19 protein-coding genes are annotated in these 18,861 nt (G+C 38.3%); 16 read left to right on the top strand and 3 right to left on the bottom strand.

Annotated elements, in window-relative coordinates:
• Positions 1 to 106 precede the first annotated feature (106 nt).
• The 13 genes from BS34_RS0106110 (at position 107) to BS34_RS0106050 (ending at position 12,635) form a co-directional block, all read left to right on the top strand.
• The gene (locus BS34_RS0106110; protein ID WP_029407651.1) at positions 107 to 613 is read left to right on the top strand and encodes a DNA-deoxyinosine glycosylase; all 507 of its coding nucleotides are present in this window, start codon (positions 107 to 109) and stop codon (positions 611 to 613) included.
• Between the two features lie 153 nt (positions 614 to 766).
• Entirely contained in the window at positions 767 to 2,263 is a 1,497-nt protein-coding gene (gene yegQ / locus BS34_RS0106105; protein WP_233993199.1) for a prephenate-dependent tRNA uridine(34) hydroxylase TrhP, read from the top strand.
• Positions 2,264 to 2,267: 4 nt separating this feature from the next.
• The gene (locus tag BS34_RS0106100) at positions 2,268 to 2,525 is read left to right on the top strand and encodes a YfhL family 4Fe-4S dicluster ferredoxin (RefSeq protein ID WP_029407649.1); all 258 of its coding nucleotides are present in this window, start codon (positions 2,268 to 2,270) and stop codon (positions 2,523 to 2,525) included.
• 148 nt (positions 2,526 to 2,673) lie between these two features.
• The gene (locus BS34_RS0106095; RefSeq protein ID WP_029407648.1) at positions 2,674 to 3,339 is read left to right on the top strand and encodes a glutathione S-transferase family protein; all 666 of its coding nucleotides are present in this window, start codon (positions 2,674 to 2,676) and stop codon (positions 3,337 to 3,339) included.
• A gap of 45 nt (positions 3,340 to 3,384) precedes the next feature.
• A complete protein-coding gene (locus BS34_RS0106090; RefSeq protein ID WP_029407647.1) occupies positions 3,385 to 4,389 on the top strand; it encodes a hypothetical protein in 1,005 nt (334 codons plus the stop codon).
• Between the two features lie 205 nt (positions 4,390 to 4,594).
• Positions 4,595 to 5,488 (top strand): prenyltransferase, encoded by an 894-nt coding sequence (locus BS34_RS0106085; RefSeq protein WP_158660983.1) that lies wholly within the window; start codon positions 4,595 to 4,597, stop codon positions 5,486 to 5,488.
• Positions 5,489 to 5,612: 124 nt separating this feature from the next.
• Positions 5,613 to 6,509, top strand: a complete 897-nt coding sequence (cysM, locus tag BS34_RS0106080; protein ID WP_029407645.1) for a cysteine synthase CysM — start codon at positions 5,613 to 5,615, stop codon at positions 6,507 to 6,509.
• Positions 6,510 to 6,533: 24 nt separating this feature from the next.
• A complete protein-coding gene (locus tag BS34_RS0106075; RefSeq protein WP_029407644.1) occupies positions 6,534 to 7,031 on the top strand; it encodes a CYTH domain-containing protein in 498 nt (165 codons plus the stop codon).
• Positions 7,018 to 8,466, top strand: a complete 1,449-nt coding sequence (locus tag BS34_RS0106070) for a TolC family outer membrane protein (protein ID WP_084151573.1) — start codon at positions 7,018 to 7,020, stop codon at positions 8,464 to 8,466. Before BS34_RS0106075 ends, BS34_RS0106070 begins: the two co-directional genes overlap by 14 nt.
• Positions 8,467 to 8,528: 62 nt before the next feature.
• The gene (locus BS34_RS0106065; protein ID WP_233993149.1) at positions 8,529 to 10,073 is read left to right on the top strand and encodes an ABC transporter substrate-binding protein; all 1,545 of its coding nucleotides are present in this window, start codon (positions 8,529 to 8,531) and stop codon (positions 10,071 to 10,073) included.
• A 314-nt stretch (positions 10,074 to 10,387) separates the two neighbouring features.
• On the top strand, positions 10,388 to 10,915 hold the full coding sequence (locus tag BS34_RS0106060) for a L,D-transpeptidase (protein ID WP_029407641.1): 528 nt from the start codon (positions 10,388 to 10,390) through the stop codon (positions 10,913 to 10,915).
• Positions 10,916 to 10,935: 20 nt separating this feature from the next.
• Positions 10,936 to 11,835: a nickel ABC transporter permease gene (nikB, locus tag BS34_RS0106055; RefSeq protein WP_029407640.1), complete on the top strand. Its 900-nt coding sequence runs from the start codon at positions 10,936 to 10,938 to the stop codon at positions 11,833 to 11,835.
• Positions 11,835 to 12,635 carry an ABC transporter permease gene (locus tag BS34_RS0106050; RefSeq protein WP_029407639.1) on the top strand — a complete coding sequence of 267 codons (801 nt, stop codon included), beginning with the start codon at positions 11,835 to 11,837 and terminating at the stop codon, positions 12,633 to 12,635. The genes nikB and BS34_RS0106050 overlap by 1 nt, the downstream gene beginning before the upstream one ends.
• A 108-nt stretch (positions 12,636 to 12,743) precedes the next feature.
• Here BS34_RS0106050 and BS34_RS0106045 read toward each other — a convergent pair whose 3' ends face one another.
• On the bottom strand, positions 12,744 to 13,193 hold the full coding sequence (locus BS34_RS0106045) for an MOSC domain-containing protein (RefSeq protein WP_029407638.1): 450 nt from the start codon (positions 13,191 to 13,193) through the stop codon (positions 12,744 to 12,746).
• A gap of 182 nt (positions 13,194 to 13,375) precedes the next feature.
• Here BS34_RS0106045 and nagZ point away from each other — a divergent pair, with 182 nt between their 5' ends.
• Both nagZ and BS34_RS0106035 read left to right on the top strand, forming a co-directional pair.
• Positions 13,376 to 14,446 carry a beta-N-acetylhexosaminidase gene (gene nagZ, locus BS34_RS0106040; RefSeq protein ID WP_199774076.1) on the top strand — a complete coding sequence of 357 codons (1,071 nt, stop codon included), beginning with the start codon at positions 13,376 to 13,378 and terminating at the stop codon, positions 14,444 to 14,446.
• Positions 14,446 to 15,561, top strand: coding sequence for a mechanosensitive ion channel family protein (locus BS34_RS0106035; protein ID WP_029407636.1), 1,116 nt, complete (start codon positions 14,446 to 14,448; stop codon positions 15,559 to 15,561). Before nagZ ends, BS34_RS0106035 begins: the two co-directional genes overlap by 1 nt.
• A 41-nt stretch (positions 15,562 to 15,602) precedes the next feature.
• Here BS34_RS0106035 and BS34_RS0106030 read toward each other — a convergent pair whose 3' ends face one another.
• The gene (locus tag BS34_RS0106030) at positions 15,603 to 16,238 is read right to left on the bottom strand and encodes an START domain-containing protein (RefSeq protein WP_051640713.1); all 636 of its coding nucleotides are present in this window, start codon (positions 16,236 to 16,238) and stop codon (positions 15,603 to 15,605) included.
• A 57-nt stretch (positions 16,239 to 16,295) separates the two neighbouring features.
• Positions 16,296 to 17,318: a UDP-N-acetylmuramate dehydrogenase gene (gene murB / locus BS34_RS0106025; RefSeq protein WP_029407634.1), complete on the bottom strand. Its 1,023-nt coding sequence runs from the start codon at positions 17,316 to 17,318 to the stop codon at positions 16,296 to 16,298.
• Positions 17,319 to 17,371: 53 nt separating this feature from the next.
• Here murB and BS34_RS0106020 point away from each other — a divergent pair, with 53 nt between their 5' ends.
• Positions 17,372 to 18,826: a sodium-dependent transporter gene (locus tag BS34_RS0106020; protein ID WP_029407633.1), complete on the top strand. Its 1,455-nt coding sequence runs from the start codon at positions 17,372 to 17,374 to the stop codon at positions 18,824 to 18,826.
• Positions 18,827 to 18,861 lie beyond the last annotated feature (35 nt).

Here is an 18,861-nt window from a genome sequence, read left to right as displayed (position 1 = left end):
TGTTTGTTAAGGCCTCTAAGTCTTTATTACTTAACCTACCTTTAAAAACTTCGTGCCTTCGTGCCTTCGTGTCTTCGTGGTAAAAATTAATTTTTAAGAAATACTTATGAACCAAGACCACTGTGAAAGCTTTTCATATATAGCATCAGAAAATCCACATTGGATGATTTTGGGTACTATGCCGAGTGTTGAATCATTAAAGCAATCTTTTTATTACGCACATCCTAGAAATGCGTTTTGGCCAATTATGCAAAAATTGACTCATCACAGCATTCAATCACAAGAAGATAAAATACAATTAATCAAATCAACAGGCCTGGTACTTTGGGATGTTTTATCAAGTTGTGACAGGCCTGGTAGTTTAGATAGTGCTATTAAGCAACCCGTTGCTAATGACTTTAATGGCTTATTTGCGGATTTTTCAAATATCAAAACCGTGGTCTTTAATGGTCAAAAAGCACAACAACTGTTTAAACAGCATGTATTAAAAAAGCAAAATTTGCCTACTGATATTCAATATATTGTCTTACCCTCCACCAGTCCAGCCAATGCTGTCATAAAACCTAAAGATAAACAGTTGTTTTGGCAAGAAAAATTATCTCATTTAGTTTAAAATACCGCCTTCAATTAATTTAGAAAATAATTGTCTTATTGAATTACCCATTTTTCATTCATCAACTCATTACTTTGGAGATTTGCCTTGGAAGCAGAAAATCAAATACGAGTTGTATCAGAGCTGTTATCACCAGCAGGTACAACTAAAAACATGGAATACGCCTTTGCTTATGGAGCAGATGCCGTTTACGCAGGTCAACCACGCTATAGCTTACGTGTAAGAAATAATGAGTTTGATGAAGAAAATCTAGCCAAGGGTATTGCTCGTGCCCATGAATTAGGTAAGAAGTTTTATGTGGTTAGTAACATCGCTGCACATAACTCAAAAGTAAATACCTACATGAAAGATATTGAGCCAGTTATTGCTATGAAGCCAGACGCTTTAATTATGTCTGACCCTGGTTTAATTGCGATGGTGCATGAGAAATTTCCAGAACAAGAGATTCATTTATCGGTTCAATCAAATGCAGTGAACTGGGCTACGGTTAAGTTTTGGTATCAAAACGGGGTACGTCGTGTGGTGTTATCTCGTGAGCTTTCTATGGCAGAGATTCGTGAAATTCGCGAAAAAGTGCCTGAGATGGAACTTGAAGTGTTTGTTCACGGTGCTTTATGTATTGCCTACTCAGGTCGTTGTTTATTGTCTGGTTATATTAATAAACGTGATGCTAACCAGGGAACTTGTACCAATGCATGTCGTTGGAACTACAACACCTATGAAGCCAAAGAAGATGAAACTGGCGATGTTGTTGGAACTCCACGTATTGAAGTTGAAAATATCACTGATTTAACCGGCAGTACTGAACGTGCCGCCCCTGAAGTTACTAATTATTCGCCAGAACAAGCAGCTACTTCTGAACCAACCGCTACGCCAGAACCAACATTGGGCTTGGGTGAAACTACTGAAGTCGCCATGTTGCTTGAAGAAGAAGGCCGACCAGGTGAATTAATGCCAGCGTTTGAAGATGAACATGGTACTTATATCATGAACTCTAAAGATTTACGTGCGGTTGAACTGATTCCCGAATTGGTTGATATGGGCGTCCACTCTCTTAAAATCGAAGGGCGTACTAAGTCACATTATTACGTGGCACGTACTGCACAGGTTTACCGTAAAGCGATTGATGATGCCCTAGAAGGTAAAGAGTTCGATCAAACTTTACTCACAGATTTAGAGAGTTTGGCTAGCCGAGGTTACACCGAAGGTTTCTTGCGTCGCCATGTGCATTCAGAATATCAAAACTACGAATATGGCGTGTCTAAATCAGAACGTCAACGTTTTGTAGGGGAAGTAACTGGAGTGATTGAACGTGATGGTAAATCCTTCTTAGAAGTTGATGTTAAAAACAAATTCTGTGTCGGTGATTCTATTGAAATTATGAGCCCCGCAGGCAATGTTTCTATGGTTTTAGACCATATGCAAACACATCATGATGAAGTGGTTGATTGTGCAAAAGGCTCGGGTTGGTTGGTTAGAATACCTAATCCGTTCAAAGATTTAGATGAATCTGTTCTTAAGTTTTGTTTAGTGATGCGTAATGAATCTTGGGGTGGTGATGTTAAGCGTGATGCGGCAGCCAAAAAAGTAAAACAAGAGCAAGAAGCTCAAGATTTAATTAACCGTGCAGCAGCTAAGGCTATCGGATAATTTCATGGCGTTAAAGATTCTTAAAGGCTGTATAAATTGCGATATGTGTGAGCCTGAATGCCCAAATAAAGCGATTTCTATGGGTGAGAAAATTTATGAAATTAACCCCGATTTATGCACTGAATGTGTTGGGTTTTACGACAACCCAACGTGTATCAGTGTTTGTCCGATAGATGTCATTATTACCGATCCAGAAAGGGTTGAAGATCATGATACGCTTTATGAAAAGTTTACCGAATTAGTAAAGTCTGACAAAATTTAGACGGTTTCTTTAAACATTCATTAACCCTTGCAAAGGTCTCTGAGAGTAGTTGCTAGTAAAAAATTAGCCGACTATACCCAGAGGCCTTTTTTTATGGTTTAATCTTCTTTATTAAAACATTTATTTAATATCTATTTGAGAGAGTCCCATGTCTACAACATTAGAACTAATCAGTTTCAAATTATGTCCATTTGTTCAACGTGCCGTTATTGTTTTAAAGAAAAAGAATATTGACTTTGATATTACCTATATTGACTTAGGTAATCCTCCAGAATGGTTTAAGGAAGTTTCGCCTTTAGGGCAGGTGCCGGTTTTAAAAGTGGATGGTGAAGTGTTGTTTGAATCTTCTGTTATTCAAGAATATGTAGATGAGATTACACTACCATCATTGCAACCGACTGACCCTTTAGTTAAAGCTAAAAATCGTGCATGGATTAGTTTTGGTGGTGAGATTTTAATGGCTTTACACCCTATGGTAACCCATAAAGATGAGGCTGTTTCTAATGAAAAACGAGGCGTTGTTTTACAAAAATTGCAACAACTTGAAGCCGTGCATTCGGGAGGCGCTTATTTTAATGGTGAAGAATTTACTATGATTGATGCGGCTTATGCTCCCATGTTTATGCGTATGGATTTTATTAAAAACCTTACTGGAATAGACTTATTATCAGAAACACCAAAATTGGCTAAATGGGCTGAAAACTTACTGGCATTAGAGTGTGTTAAGGCCTCAGTTGTGCCTGAGTTACCTATGATGTATAAAGGTATGGTTAAGCATATGGATGGTTATCTGGCTACGTTGTTGGCAGATTAAATCTGAACCTTTATAGCTTAGTGCAGTTTAAACGATGATTAACGGATGCTGTTAACTCTCAATCAATTGTCTAATCCATGTTTAGGCAAATTCAAATTAAACCTACCAGGCCTGGTAGGTTTAAAATTTAACTTTATTCTTAAAGTTATGACTCATAGAGCTTCTATAAAAACTATAAAAATTATAAAAATTATAAAAATTATAGTATTAGGAGTTATTCTTCAGTTTGTTTCTGACTCTGTTTACGCTTACACTAAGCATCAATCTTCTATTTCTTTTCAAAGTATTAGCCAGCAAGAAGCTCGTTGGGTTGGTCATAAAATTTATCAAAATGAATGCGCCGCTAAACCAAAAAATTTAACCTATTGGGGTAAAGTAGAAGATTTTCCTTCTTTTGGAATAGGGCATTTTATTTGGTATCCGCAAGGGGTAAAACAAACTTATGAAGAGACGTTCCCAAAAATGGTCGATTACGTTTCAAGGTTTAAACCGCTGCCGCTTTTTTTGCAAAAATTATCGCCTTTTAATGCACCCTGGCAATCAAAATTAGAGTTTGACCAGGCCTGGTCAGGTACTGAGTTAACGCAATTGAGAACTTGGTTATTAAATACTCAGTCTTATCAAGCAGAGTTTATTGCCCATCGATTTAACTCTGAATTTACCAAACGTTTAGCTCTGTTTTCTCAAACTAAGCAAGCTCATTATGTATCGATTGTTGAACGTATGATGGGCTTTAAAAAAGGGCGATTTGCTCTGCTCGATTATGTCAATTTTAAAGGCTTTGGAAATCAAAAAGAAAATTATCAAGGAGAGCAGTGGGGATTATTTTCAGTGCTTGAAGCGATGCCATTAATTTCAGTTAATGATAGTGATAATGTTGGTATTAATTCTCATGCTAAGACTCATGCGAATAAAGTTTTGCTAAATCAATTTATTGTTGCCGCTAAATCCCGGTTGTCGTTGAGAGTAAAACTAGCACCAGTAAATAGAAAAGAACAGCGTTGGTTAAAAGGATGGTTTAAGCGATTGGATGGTTATTTAGTTGATTAGATGTAAAAAAACGCTACAGTGGTGAGAATAAGCAATGGGAAGCCTGAATGACAAAAATTAAGGTAAAAACTTAACATTTAAAAAGGCTTCTCAATCTCAGAACGGTCTGATTAAATCAAAGGTTTTACAATATTATTCGTCTTAATAAATTACATACAGTCATTTAGTTTTTTCTTGCTCGAGTAATCATATTGAAGGAAGGATTTTGCATAATTTTAAAACTGTCTTAATGGCCGCTAGGCCTAATTTTTTGCTATTGAGTGTTTCTGTGGTTTTATTGGCCGCAGCATTAGCAAGTTATGAAGGGGTTAATTGGTCTTGGTGGGTTTTTGTAATTACCCTGCTAGGAGCTGTTTTAGCGCATGCTGCAGTCAATTTATTGAATGAATACCAAGATAATTTATCGGGCTTAGATTTTATGACCGATAAAACTCCTTTTAGTGGCGGTAGCGGTGCTTTGCAGGCTAATCCCTTGGCGAGTCAAGCCGTTTTAAATGCCTTTAAATTATGTCTATTGTTATTGGTTGTTATTGGGGGAAATTTTATTTATCTGAAAGGCTGGCAAATATTACCGATAGGACTTGTAGGGTTATTAATTGTTATTTTTTATACTTCTAAAATTACCAAATCACCTTGGCTATGTTTAATTTCACCAGGCCTGGCTTTTGGGCCCTTAATGATATTAGGTAGTTATTTTGTCTTAACCGGGGAATTAAGTTGGTTGGCTTTTTCACTATCTCTAGTGCCATTTTTCTTGGTCAATAATTTATTACTTTTGAATCAAATACCAGACTTAAAAGCGGATGAAAAAGTCGGGCGTTACAATATCTTAATGAAACTAGGGGTGCGTAATGGAATTTATATTTTTGCCACGTTCGAGTTTTTAGCTTTTGCGAGTTTTGTCTTGAGTGTTTATGCCTTTAATCTACCCATTACACTTTTTTGGGTTTTAACCTTGTTGATAGTCGTAATTCCTATGGTGATAATTGCGTTAAGGGATTATGATAATGCTAGTAAGTTTATGCCTGCGCTAGCGATGAATGTTATCAGTAATCTACTTGCCCCATTTTTTATAGCCGTTGGTTTGTGGCTTAATTAAAAGAGACCTTTGCAGGTGTGATGCGAAGCAAAAAGGGTGAATTTTTATCACTTTAATCTGCGCAAAGTTCTCAATAAAACAGCGTGTTTGGTGTTTCAACCAAAAAAGTATTTTAGGATGAGTAATGCAATATAAAACATTAATGGATTTTGTGGGAAATACCCCTTTAGTTAAGTTACAAAGATTGGTTAATCCTAAAACCAACAGTGTGGTGTTAGCTAAGTTAGAAGGTAATAATCCAGCCGGTTCAGTAAAAGATCGTCCAGCGATTAATATGATTAAGCAGGCTGAACTCCGTGGTGAAATTTCCCCAGGCGATACCTTGATTGAAGCCACCAGTGGTAATACCGGTATTGCCTTGGCCATGGGTGCCGCCATGATGGGTTATAAAATGAAATTAATCATGCCAAATAATATGAGTATGGAGCGTAAAGCTTCTATGGCCGCTTATGGCGCAGAGCTTATTGAAGTCACCAAAGAGCACGGTATGGAAGGCGCACGTGATTTAGCTGAGAAAATGGCTCGTAATGGTGAAGGTGTGGTTTTAGACCAGTTTGCTAACCCAGATAACCCCTTAGCGCATTACCAATCTACGGGGCCTGAAGTTTGGCGAGATACTGAAGGTACCGTCACCCACTTTGTTAGTGCAATGGGCACCACCGGCACAATCATGGGAACTTCTATGTTTTTAAAAGAGCAGAATTCAGATATTCAAATTGTGGGAGTTCAGCCAGAAGATGGTGCCGCAATCCCAGGTATTCGTCGTTGGCCAAAGGAATATATGCCTAAGATTTATGAGTCTACCCGTGTAGATCGAATTATTGATATGTCGCAGCCTTTGGCTGAAAATACCATGCGCCGTCTGGCTAATGAAGAAGGGATTTTTGGTGGTGTTTCTTCTGGCGGTTGCGTTGCAGCCGCTTTAAAAGTAGCTGAAGAAGTTGAAAATGCGGTAATTGTTTGCATTATTTGTGACCGAGGAGACCGATATCTCTCTACAGGCGTGTATAATTCTCATTAAATTCAATTTTAGGAACCTTATTGCATGGCACGAGAAATAGAGCGTAAGTTCTTATTAAAAAATCAAGATTGGAAAGCTTTAGCCCATAAAAAAACACATTTTGCACAAGGTTATCTCAATGATATTTCAGATAAGAGTGCAAAAAGTTCGGTTAGAGTTCGTATTGAAGGCGATAAAGCCAATATGAATATTAAGAGCTTAGAAATTGGGTTAAGCCGTGATGAATATGAGTATGAAATACCGTTAGATGACGGTAAAAAAATATTAGCGACGTTAGCATCTGGGCCAGTTATTGAAAAAGAGCGCCACTTAGTCACGGTAGATAGTCATACATGGGAAATTGATGAGTTTTTTGGTGATAATCAAGGCTTGGTGATTGCTGAAGTAGAAATACAGAGCGAAGACGAAACCTTCTCAATGCCAGAATGGGCAGGAAGAGAAGTGACTGAAGAGGTCCGTTTTTATAATATTAGTTTAAGTAAACGTCCATTTAATAGTTGGAGCGAAGATGAAAAACAGTAATAAACAAACAACGAATCAAAATACGACTTACTTTTTTACCCATAAAAGGGAAAGACAATTGCGTAAAAATTTTACTGAAAACCTCCCTAAAAAAGTCACAAAAAAACTCATTGTTTCGGCTATATTGGCTATGACGAGCCCGTTAGCTTTTGCAAATGCTTTAGGCTTAACTGACGTTTATAAAATGGCACTGAGTCATGATGCTAAATTAGCACAGGCTCAGTCACAGTATCAATCAAATCTTCAAGGTGTTGATACCGCAAGAGCGGCATTGTTACCACAAGTACAGGCAGACGGTAGTTATTTTATAACCGATAGCAATATTGATTCTGCGGATGTTAATACTGAAAGTCTTTCTTTAACGCTTAATCAGTCTTTGTATCAGCACAGTAGTTGGGCAAGATATGACCAGGCAAAATATGCTGCTGAAGCGGCGGTAGCAACTTATAAAAATGCTGAACAAGATTTAATTTTGCGAGTTTCTCAACGTTATTTTGATGTTTTATTAGCGCAAACGAGTTTGGAACTTTCTAAAACAAAGCAAGCTGCAGATCTCACGCAATACAAAACGGCAGAAGCTTCAGCAGAATTAGGTTTATCAAGCCGTGTAGATGTTTTACAAGCTAAATCTAGTTTTGATTTGTCAAAATCAGAAACCATCAGTGCTGAAAACGGTTTGGATGTTGCGTTAGAAGCACTTGCTAAAATTACGGGTCAATCTGTGACCCGGTTAAAACAGAATGACTTAAAAGCTTTATTACCTAACGCAAACCTACCAACAACCTCTTTAGCCACGAATCAGTTAGAAAAAACTGCTGAAGTAGAAAATTTAACGGTAAAACAAGCGCAAGCACAGTTAGCACAAGCCACTGAAGAAATTGAGGTTCAGCGCAGTGGGTATTGGCCAACGGTTTCTTTACAAGCTAAGTATAGTGATACAGATTATTCTGATTACTCGGGGGCAGCTTATGCAGATAACAATGCAACCTCTGTTGGTGTATCGGTTTCAATGCCTTTATATTCTGGTGGGGCAACTAACTCTCAAGTCAGTGCCGCAAAGTATCAATCTATTGCTGCACAGCAAGCCTTAAGAGATGCTCAAGAGAGTGCAAGATTAAATGTTAGAACTCAAGTATTAAATATCCAGCGTGGCGAAAAACTGATATTGGCATTAAAAGAGGCTGTTAAGTCAACGGATGCTTTTTTAGAGTCGGCTGAAGAAGGCTATAAAGTTGGTTTAAAAAGCCTACTTGAAGTGTTAACCGCCAGAACAAATCAAACCAGCGCGCATAAAAATCTGGTTGAAGCATTACATAACCAAGTGATTAGTCGTCTAAACTTGGAAGCGAGTTTAGGGGATTTAACCATTGATGATATTCAGGTTTTTGAACCTTTACTACAAGTACCACAATCTTCAAAAATGGCGAATAAATAGAGTTTAGTTAGTTATGTATTGCTTTATTTATTATTGTGTTAGTTATTGTTATTGGAGTTTGTTTGAGCATTAAACGTCGCCAGTTTATTAAACGTGGTGTTATGTCCGCTTCTTTAATAACTTTACCAGGCCTGGTAGGGTTATCGGGCTGTCAATCTCAATCAAACCTTTCAGAAATTCTAGTTGGGATTACCTCTCGTCCAAGAATGTTAGACCCACGTAAGGCGACTGATGCCTTATCGAGCCGAATTAATCGTTTACTGTATCGTCAGCTTATTGATTTTAATGAACGTTTTGAAGCGGTTCCTGATTTAGCAACCTGGCAGCAAATATCCAATACTCGTTATGTTTTTACCCTTCAAGAAAACTCTGTGTTTCATAATGGTTTATCTCTAACAGCAGATGATGTGGTTGCCACTTATCAAAGTATTTTAGATCCTGATTTTGGTTCTGCCCATAGAGGTTCTTTAAAAGGAATTGTTTCTATTAAAGCTTTAAACTCAACCGAAATTGAGTTTGAGATAGATAAGCCTGACGCTTTATTTGTTGGACGTTTAGTCATCGGTATTTTGCCTAAAAAACTGATAGAGAATAAGCACCGGTTTCAAGAACAGCCAATGGGGTCGGGGGATTGTGAGTTTGTCTCTTTATCTGAGCAAAAATTGGTGATTAAACGCCGTAAAGATGGGGTTAATTTAGTATTTATACCTGTTAAAGATGCTACGGTCAGAGTGTTAAAACTTAAAAAGGGTGAGTTAGATATTATTCAAAATGACTTATCACCCGAACTGGTTCAATATTGTCTTAAACAACCTGAGTTGAACGTGAGCTGGCATAAAGGAACTAATTTTGGTTATATCGGTTTTAACTTTGATGATCCGTTATTAGCTCAATCGGCATTGCGTGAAGCGATAGCTCATGGAATTGATAGACAAGCCATTGTTAATGCCATGTTTTCTGGCCATGCTCGTTTAGCGGGTGGTTTATTAGTACCAGAACACTGGTGTGGCGTGCAAAATATGCCGCAGTATGAATATAATCCAGAAAAAGCCAAGGCCTTGCTTAAAACCTTAGATTTAGACAAGTTACCAGGCCTGGTTACTTATAATGAAAACCAAGAACCCATTATTACTTTAAGTTATAAAACTTCAAACGATCCAACGCGAATTCGTTTGGCAACAATCTATCAATCGCAACTAAAACAGATTGGGATTCATCTCAATATTCAAAGTTACGATTGGGGAACCTTTTACAGTGATATTAAAAAAGGGCGTTTTCAATTATATAGTTTGGCTTGGGTAGGAATTAAAAGCCCTGATATTTTTCAGTATGTATTTGACTCGAATGCAATTCCACCCAATGGGGCTAATCGTGGACGTTATCGTGATGATAAGGCCGATCAGTTAATTCGATTGGCGGGTAAAACCCAAAACCTGGCAGATCAAGCTAAACTTTACCAAGAATTACAACGCCATTTACAACAAACCTTAGCGACAATACCGCTTTGGTATGAAGACCAATATGCCGTAGCGAGAAAAGAAATATTCGCTAATCAGTTATTTTCTGATGGTCGTTTAGATGGACTTTTGAATGTGATTAAATCTTAATGAGACGAGATCTTTTTACGCAGAGTCTTGCAAAGGTCTCATAGAGACCTTTGCACGAGAGTATGCACGAGTAAAAATGGTTAAAATTCACCTGATTTTTGTTGTACCCCAAGGGTACTTCCGTTGGGCGACAACTTGCGAATAGCTAGCTATTCCCTGCGTTTTCCGCCGCAAACGAAGAACTCGACGCACGAAGGGGTAAGTCGAGAATCAGGCAAATTTTTTACCCTCAAGGGGTACTTACGCCTATTTTTCTTTCGCACCTATCTAGTGCAAAGGTCTCATAATGTTTTTAATTTATTGAGTGATTGCTTTTGAAGAATTTTATTGTGGTGTCGATAAGCCAGCAAACCTTAGAGGTATTTGCTTCTGCAAGTTTAGAACCTATTACAACATCAAAACCTATTACAACAGGGGTAAGACCTATACAAAGTTATGCGGTTAGTACCGCCTTGAATGGCGTAGGTTGCGAAAAAAACTCTGGTAAAACGCCTCTTGGTAAACATGTTATTCGCGCAAAAATTGGCCAAAATGAACCCCTAAATAGCGTTTTTGTTGGTAGGCGACCAACGGGTGAAATTTATTCGCCAGAATTGGCTCAGTCTCAGCCAGAACGTGATTGGATTTTGACTCGAATTTTATGGTTATCGGGTTCTGAAGTGGGTCAAAATCGTTTAGGTCAGGTTGATACTATGCAACGTTATATTTATATTCACGGCACTCCTGATTCAGAGCCCATGGGTGTTCCATTGTCACATGGCTGTATTAGAATGCGTAATGAAGACATTATTGAACTGTTTGATTTAGTTGAGGTTTCAACTCCTGTGGAGATTATCTGTTGATTGCTTATGCCTTAAGGCTAATGGGATCCGTTTTATTTGTATCTTGGATAGTGGGAACCTTAGTTTTCTTTTTAATTCATCTTGTGCCTGGTGACCCGGTTGCGGTTATGTTGGGTGATTGGGCAAGCCCGGCCGATGAAAGTGCTTTAAGAGAGCAATTAGGTTTAAACCTGCCTATTTGGACGCAATATATTCACTACCTATCAGGCCTGGTGCAATTTGATTTGGGTACTTCTCTATTTTTTCAACAACCGGTTAGCGAACTGATTGCTGAACGCTTCCCAATGACATTGCAATTAGCGGTTATGGCATTGATTGTTGCGGTATTAATTGCTTTTCCTCTTGGAATTTGGGCGGCTTTAAGAGCGGGTAAGTGGCCTGATCATCTTTCTATGACGGTTTCACTTATTGGGGTTTCAATTCCAAACTTTTGGCTTGGGCCCATGTTGATTTTAGTATTTTCATTAAGTTTAGCTTGGTTGCCAGTAAGCGGGGCTGAACAACCTTTTTCTTGGGTGTTACCTTCTATTACTTTAGGTACGGCATTAGCGGCTATTTTAGCTCGAATGTTGCGAGCCTCTTTGCTAGAAGTGATGCATGAAGATTTTATTCGTACCGCGCAAGCCAAAGGTTTACCGTCCACCCTGGTTTATGGCAAGCACGCTTTACTAAATGCTTTATTACCTGTCGTCACCATTTTAGGTTTACAGTTAGGGACGTTATTAGGTGGAGCGGTGATTACAGAAGTGGTCTTTGATTGGCCTGGTCTTGGACAATTATTGGTGGAATCCATTCAACGCAGAGATTACCCTGTAGTGCAAGGCTGTATTTTAGTTATCAGTGTGGCTTATATTACGGTGAATGGTTTAACAGAGTTAGTCTATGCCTGGATAGATCCAAGAATAAGGGTGGCTAGCTGATGTTAAGAGTAGTGAGTTATGTCATTGTGGTTGTCTGGTTAGCGTTGGCGATACTCGGATTTTTAATTGGCGATAATGCAAATTATGTCGACTTAAATGCCTTTTTGTCAGCACCCAACAACCAGGCCTGGTTAGGTGCTGATGAATTAGGCCGCCCAGTGTTACAACGAGTGGCTTTAGGCGCTCAAACGTCGCTATTTGTTGCCTTAGGGGTTGTTTTTTTCTCGGCCATTATTGGGACGACGATTGGGGTGGTTAGTGGTTATCTTGGTGGTTGGACAGATCGTGTTGTTACTAAAATAATCGATGTGTTTTTAGCTTTTCCTGGTTTGCTATTAGCGATTGCTTTAGCGGCTATTTTAGGGCCTGGAATTGAGAATGTAGTTTTTGCATTAGTTGTGGTGGGTTGGGTTGGGTACGCGCGTTTATCTCGTGCTCAAACCTTAAGCATTCGTCATCGTGAACACATCTTAGCGGCAAGAGCTTTAGCGGTACCTGTCCCGGTTATGCTGTTTCGGCATGTTCTTCCTCTGATTTTAGCTCCACTGGGTGTAGAAGCCACTTTTGGGATTGCCGGTGCGGTTATTTCTGAAGCTGGGTTATCTTTTTTAGGTTTAGGCGTTCAGCCACCCGATGCCTCTTGGGGAAGTATGATTAAAGAGGGCACACGTTATCTATTGGTTGCACCTCATTTGGTATTAGCGCCAGGTATTGCTTTAATGTTAGTGGTGTTAGCGGTAAATTTAATTGGTGATCAATGGCGTGATCATTTAGATGTGAGAACTCGTTCGGTTAAATAAATTTACGAATATACATTTTAATTAACAAACGATAACGCAGAAATAAAATAGAAGGTTGTTAGATCATTATTAACAGATTGGAATCTACCAGGCCTGGTAGATTAGGTTTTAGAACCTTTTAAGTATTGTGACCTTATCACCAATGGTAATTTCGCCTTTACGTAAAACCTTACAACGAGCTCCACCGCGCCAGTTTGGAGTTAAAGCCGATTTTAGTCCAGGCTGAAGTTCATCCATACGATTACAAGGATCTGTTTCTTTGGTGATTTCTAATAAAACATTACCAATTTGAATTTGCTGACCAATCATTGAATTTGAAAATTCAATGTCATCAATTAATAGGTTAGCACGACGCTCAGTCCAATTAATTTCTTTACCGCTTTCAGCACAAGCTTGTTCCCAATTTTTTTTAGAAAGCAATGTCACACTGGTATTTACGTTTTTTTGACCTTGATAGTCATTTTCTAATCCACTATCAACCGAAACGGCAATATGGTTATGTGTAGTGATATCGCCTCTAGATTTTGTATGTGTAGCTATTCCTATTAATTTAGCCATCTATGTATCCTTATTCTTTTAACCATTCATCAACTTTTGCAAAAGTCTCTTGCAGATTTTAAATTTTGAATATGACAATACGGTTAAGCTTGTGTTTCTATTTTCATTTTTGGGTATGATATCTCTCATTAAAATAATACAACGTTCTTACAATCAAATTGAGTCACATTTAAAGGTTAATAATGCAGCACATAACAGGTAAGTCAATGTCATTAGGAAGTGTTATGGTCGACATTGAAGGCACACAACTTCAGGCCCATGAGATAGATCGTTTAATGGATCCGATGGTTGCCGGAGTTATCCTTTTTAGCCGCAATTTTGAATCTGCTGAACAAATTCAAGACTTAACTCATGAAATTCATGATTTACGCCATCCTAAACTATTAATTGGGGTGGATCATGAAGGTGGTCGAGTGCAACGATTTAGAACGGGGTTTACGCATATTCCGCCAATGCGAGTATTAGGCGAGTTGTACGAGCAAGACCAAAAACAAAGCTTTGAAACCGCTGAAAAATTTGGATGGCTATTAGCTGCTGAGTTGCTTGCTGTGGGCATCGATTTTAGCTTTGCCCCGGTGGTAGACTTAGATTATGGCGGAAGTAAAGTGATTGGTGATAGAGCGTTTCATGCGAATCCAGTTGCGGTGGGTCATTTAGCTTTTCATTTAATGAATGGCATGCGTAAGGCGGGCATGGCGTCGGTTGCTAAACATTTTCCTGGGCATGGTTATATTGAAGCTGACACACATTTAGAAGTTGCAGTTGATGAGCGTTCTTTAGCTGAAATTCAGCAACATGATATTCAACCGTTTTTACGATTGATAGAGAATGGGGTGGATGCAGTGATGCCAGCGCATGTCATTTATTCTCAAGTGGATAAAAAACCAGCGGGTTTCTCTGAGTATTGGTTACAAAATATTCTTCGTCAACAGTGCCATTTTGAAGGGGCTATTATTAGTGATGATATGAGTATGAAGGCTGCAACTGAGTATGGAAGTGCTGCGGATAGAGTATTAAATGCTTTACAGGCCGGCTGTGATTTGGTTTTAGTTTGTAATGACCCTATGGCAGCAGATGAAGTCTTAAGTAAAGTTCATTGGCAGTCCAATCCTTTATCGCATGCTCGTTTAATTCGTTTACATGCACATGGAAAGTTTACCTATTCAAAACTACAATATGACCCACAGTGGCAAGCTGCAGTATCAATTGTCAATCAAATAAATCAACAACAAGATCAAAAGGATTTAATTTAATGGAATGGTTAACGCAAATTTGGACGAATTTAGTTGGATTATTTGGTGGTCAGGTTTGGCTTTTATTGGTTTTATCTATTTTGACCATTACCGTTGTTTTAGATGTTGTGCAAAGGTATGTATTACGTATTGTTCATTTTAGGCTTTTAAAAACTAAACACATTTGGAGCGATAGTTTTGTTGATGCTGCTAGAGCGCCATTTTCATTCTTTATTTGGATAACGGGTTTAATTTTAATGCTCACGACGAGTATTAACCATTTTGATGTTTATACCAATACAGTGCCTTATATTCTGTCTTTTAAAGCGACAATATTAACGCTTTCTTTTGGTTGGTTTGCAATTCGTTTGGTTCAGCGTTTAGAGCTGCACTTAAAAGATGTAGCACGTCAAGATGATCGTTTGGATGAGGTTACGGTTGAAGCGTTCGCTAAGATTATTCGTTTATTAGTGTTTATTTTAACGGTATTGTTCTTCTTAAGTGCTTTTGGTGTAAGTTTAACCGGTTTATTAGCCTTTGGTGGTGTAGGGGGTATTGCCATTGGTTTTGCGGCTAAAGACCTGTTAAGTAATTTATTTGGCGGTTTAATGCTTTATATGGATAAACCTTTTACCGTTGGAGATTGGGTGCGCTCTCCTGATCAAGAAATTGAAGGGACGGTAGAGCAGATTGGTTGGCGTAGAACGACGATTAGAACGTTTGATAAACGTCCGCTTTATGTTCCCAACGGAATTTTTGCCAATATTGCTATAGAAAACCCGTCAAGAATGACAAATCGTAGAATTAAAGAGACGATGGGCGTTCGTTATGCCGATGTGCATAAAATGCGAGACATTGTTAAAGATGTAAAGACTATGTTAAAAGAGAATGATGATATTGATAACAATCAAACTTTGATTGTTAACTTTAATTGTTTCAGCGCATCTTCTTTAGATTTCTTTATTTATACGTTTACAAAAACAACTAATTGGGTTGCTTATCATGAAATTAAGCAAGACGTTTTACTCAAAATTAGCGATATTGTAGAAGGTCATGGGGCTGAAATGGCATTTCCAACCCGTACTTTACATATCGAAAGTTCAGTTGAAGCCGCTATTCCAACAAAAGACTCTTAATTAGATACTAGTTCTAGTAGCAAGGCTTCTGCAAAGAAGCCTTATTGATTTTCTAAGCGATTCTTTAAATTAGTTAAGGTGTAAAAAGGCATATCAATCACCATCGCATTGGCTAACCAACTTGGAATCTCGCCACCTGGTTCAGCACTAATCTGAAACGTCACTTCGGTCTGCTTTTCATTTTTGGGGATAAGCTTCCAAAAACCTTCTAGCCTAGGAATACGAATTTTATCTTCTTGACGAGGGTAAGCATTTGGCATGGCTTTTAACTCAATCAATAAACCACCGTTTTTAAGGGGCTTATTGGTAACTAGGGTAACGGAGTCTCTATCAGTAACAGGCCAAGGGGTTTTTGTGACTGAATAGGTTAATGACTGGTTTTTATTAATGGTTTTGATGTTTTTTGCAATAGGGGTGTTGTGATACCATTTAGGAATGTTTTGGGTATCATGGATTACCGCATAGGTTTTCTCAAGAGGTTGGTTAACAACAACTTGTCCTTTAAAGGCTTTAAATTTTGAATTAGGCACCGCTTGTGTCCAGACTTGAACGGGTGAGTCTTCATCAGTAGGTTCTAAAGTCCAAGCTTTCACTGGAGTACTATTAAGACAAACGATTAGGCTTGTAAGAGAAAGAATGATTGGAGTTGGTTTAATCAATAATTTATTAGATAGCATGAACACCCTTTTATATAAACTCAACAACTTTGGCAAAGTTTTCAATTAATCTGTGCTTCATAATACAATAACTTCAGGTTCTAAGTATATTCCAAATTTATGATTCACATCTTCTTGAACGAGTTGATAAAGTTCAGTGATATCAATAGGTTTCGCGCCACCTAAATTAACTAACACGAGAGCGTGTTTTTCAGAAACACCTGAACGACCATGTGAACGACCTTTCCAGCCGGTTTGTTCGATTAACCAAGCAGCGGGTATTTTATAGTTACCATTAAGCGTTTTATGGTGTGGAATATCGGGATATTCAGCTTGTAAGGTTTCAAAATAATCGGGGTCTATAATAGGGTTTTTAAAGAAACTACCGGCATTACCATGACGTTTTGGGTCTGGTAAGCGTCTTTTACGAATAGCAACAACGGCATCGTAAACCATTTTGGGTGTCAGACTTTCTTTACTGAAATCACTTAATGCATTCTTGAGCGGATCATATACAAGATTGGCTTTTCCTGAACTTAATTTTCTTAAACGAAAAGTCACACGGTGAACTAGCAGTTTATTAATAAACTCTTCTTTAAAAATACTGGTTCTATAACCAAACCTACATTCTGCATTTCTGTATTCAATGCGTTGACCATCGTAAATATTTAAAGTTTGTACTCGGGTAATCGTGTCACGCGCCTCTGAACCATAAGCACCAATGTTTTGTACAGGAGACGCACCAACGGTTCCGGGTATTAATGCTAGATTTTCTAACCCCCACCACTCATTTTCAACCGTATAGGTGACAAGGTCGTGCCAGTCCATACCAGCACCGACCGAAAGCCAAATGTTATCTTCATCCTCTTTTACAATCTTGATTTTATCGTAGGTACAACGAACCGTTACCCCAGCAATATCCTGCGTAAACAAGATGTTACTGCCGTCCCCAATAATGAACCAGGGTAAGGACGCCATTTTAAGATCACTTCTTAAGGTTAGGATGTCGCTCTGTTTATTAATTTCAACATAGTATTGAGTTTTAACATCAATATTAAACGTGTTATGGGGCTGTAAGGAATGGTTGGCCTGAATGTGCATATCACTCTTGTGTATAATGAGTTTCAAATTAGAATTATTATAAAGGAAGATGAATGAGCCAGTTAAAACTTTCTAAAGATTCTTGGTCATCTCAAACTGTATTTATTATGGCAGCGGTTGGTTCTGCTGTGGGATTAGGTAATTTATGGAAATTTCCATATATTACCGGTGAAAACGGTGGCGGTGCTTTTGTATTAGTTTATTTAGCGTGTGTTTTATTAATTGGGATTCCAGTACTGTTTTCTGAATTAGCGATGGGACGCGCTGGTAAAGCAAACCCTGTGCAAGCTATGGCCAATATCGCTAAGGAAAATGGTGCGAGCAGACTGTGGACTTTATTAGGATTAAATGGGGTTTTAGCAGGTGCGTTAATTCTATCTTTTTATACGGTGATTGCTGGATGGGCTTTAGCCTATTTTATTTCGAGTGTACAAGGTGTTTTTGTTGGTATTGGTTCAACAGGAGCGGGAGAATATTTTAGTAATCTCTTAGCAAATCCTTATGAGTTGCTGCTTTGGCATACCTTGGCGAGTTTATTGACGGTAATTGTTGTCTCAAGAGGAATTAAAAGTGGAATAGAGAAGGCGATAAATTTTATGATGCCTGGTTTGTTGCTAATCTTATTGGTGCTTTTGGGTTACGCAACAACAACAGGGGCTTTTGGTCAAAGTTTTAGTTTTTTGTTCTCTCCAGATTTTTCTAAACTAACCTGGGAGTCGGTGTTAGTCGCTATGGGCCATGCCTTTTTTACGCTAAGTATTGGTTTAGGAACGATGATGGTTTATGGCTCTTATTTAAGTAAAGAGTTTTCTATTGTTAAAGCGGGGTTATGGATTGCTATAGCAGATACCGTCGTTGCTTTGTTAGCAGGCCTGGTGATTTTTTCTATTGTATTTGCTAATGGCTTGGAACCCGGCGCGGGTCCAGGGCTTTTATTTCAAACTTTACCGGTAGCGTTTGGTGAAATGACGGGAGGGTGGTTCTTTGGAACCCTATTTTTTGCTTTAGTTATTATGGCGGCTTTTAGTTCCTCAATTTCATTGATAGAGCCTGCTGTCAGTTGGTTTGAACAAAACTGGGGAATTAAGCGTGTTAAAGCGGCTTGGATTTTAGGTTTTTTAATTTGGTTTATTGGTATTGGAACGGTTCTTTCATTTAATGAGTGGTCTGATGTGCACTTTTTAGAGGGTAAAACTTTCTTTGATTCGTTAGATTTTATGACCACAAATATTATGTTGCCACTGGGCGGTTTATTAATGGCGGTATTTGTCGCTTGGGTCTTTAAAGAGGATGCTCGTAAAGAGGAGCTTCCTCTTAAAGGCAAAATGATGATGGTATTCTTATTTGTTTTAAAATGGATATCGCCAATCGCCATTATTATTGTGTTTGCTTCTAACTTGGTTTCTGAAAAGCATGTATGGACATTGGTAATTATTTCAATTGCCATTTATCTTTTGTATGTTTGGAATGCGATACGAAACAGAGCGGTTAAAAGTGCAGAGATCTAAGATTAAGTAAAATGGGAACATAACAAAATTTAGGT

The sequence above is a fragment of the Thiomicrorhabdus sp. Milos-T2 genome, from assembly GCF_000702325.1.
Taxonomy (GTDB): domain Bacteria; phylum Pseudomonadota; class Gammaproteobacteria; order Thiomicrospirales; family Thiomicrospiraceae; genus Thiomicrorhabdus.
Note: the sequence above shows the minus strand (reverse complement) of the source record. Positions and strands in the feature narration are given on the sequence as shown.